The 513-nt window shown below is 76.2% G+C and carries 1 pseudogene; it reads right to left on the minus strand.

Going from position 1 to position 513, the window contains the following annotated elements:
- Positions 1-436: pseudogene (locus E6R62_RS41640) on the minus strand (hypothetical protein); the annotation flags it as partial.
- Positions 437-513: the final 77 nt, after the last annotated feature.

A 513-nucleotide genomic window follows, 5' to 3' on the forward strand; every position in this document is an offset into this window, starting at 1 on the left:
CCGGCTTCTTGTCGTCGCCGCCGCCGCTCGTCGCCAGGTACACGCCGCCGCCGATGACCAGGCGGCCCGCGACCGCCGCGGCCACGATCACCGCGGGCCTGCCCTTGAACGGGTTCTTGCCGCCGCCGTTCTGCGGCGGCATCGGGGCGCCCGGGTACTGCGGCTGGCCCGGGTAGCCGTAGCCGCCCTGCGGCGGCTGGGGCTGCTGCGGGGGGTACGGCTGGTGGCCGCCGTGGCCGGGGTCGCCGAAGTACTCCGGCTCACCCTGGCCGTGCGTCTGGGGCCACTGCTGCGGCGGCCCGCCCTGGTAGCCGCCGCCGGGCGGGGTCGGCTGGCCGCCGTACGGGGCTTGCTGCCCGTACGGCTGCTGCCGCGGTTGTCCGTGCGGTCGGTCGTTGCGGTTGTCCCGGCCGCGTCCGGTCCTGAATCCAGCCACGTGGTCGAACGTACCTGGTCCGGACGGATCGCGCCCCGGGGGCAGTTGGCGGAAGGGGCGTTTGCGGCCGAGCTGTG

The organism is Streptomyces sp. A1136 (assembly GCF_004795055.1).
Classification (GTDB): Bacteria; Actinomycetota; Actinomycetes; order Streptomycetales; family Streptomycetaceae; genus Streptomyces.